This window comes from Kytococcus sp. HMSC28H12 (genome assembly GCF_001816045.1).
GTDB classification, from domain to species: Bacteria; Actinomycetota; Actinomycetes; order Actinomycetales; family Dermatophilaceae; genus Kytococcus; species Kytococcus schroeteri.
The window spans coordinates 2,772-3,209 of the sequence record NZ_KV824477.1; the positions used below are offsets into that span (position 1 = coordinate 2,772).

General features: G+C 75.3%; 1 protein-coding gene. It reads right to left on the reverse strand.

Annotated features, from left to right (window positions below; all coding sequences use genetic code 11):
• A partial coding sequence (locus HMPREF3099_RS06775; RefSeq protein WP_168168472.1) for a S8 family serine peptidase occupies positions 1-408 on the reverse strand: 408 nt, incomplete at its 3' end.
• Positions 409-438 lie beyond the last annotated feature (30 nt).

Here is a 438-nt window from a genome sequence, read left to right on the forward strand (position 1 = left end):
GCCGGAGTGGTTCTGCGCCACCCAGTCGATCCCGGCGATGATGCCGTCCCACGACCCGCGGTTGTCGCAGCCCAGCACGCGCACCGGCACCAGGGACACGTCCTTGGCCACGCCGTAGGTCTCTCCGCCGACGGTGCCGGCCACGTGCGTGCCGTGCCCGGCGCAGTCCTCGGTGCCCCACCCGTCCTCGACGAAGCCCGCCCCCTGGCCGACGCGACCCGAGAGGTCGCCGTGGGTGGCGCGGATGCCGGTGTCGATGACGTAGGCGGTCACGCCCGCACCGGTCTGGGAGTAGCTGTACGTGCCGTTGAGCGGCATGTCCGCCTGGTCCACGCGGTCCAGGCCCCACGGGGCGTCGGCCTGCGTCTCGGCGCCGCCCACCGCGCCGTCGCGGGAGACCGCGGCCACGCCGGGGGCCCTACGCAGCGCCTCGGCCTG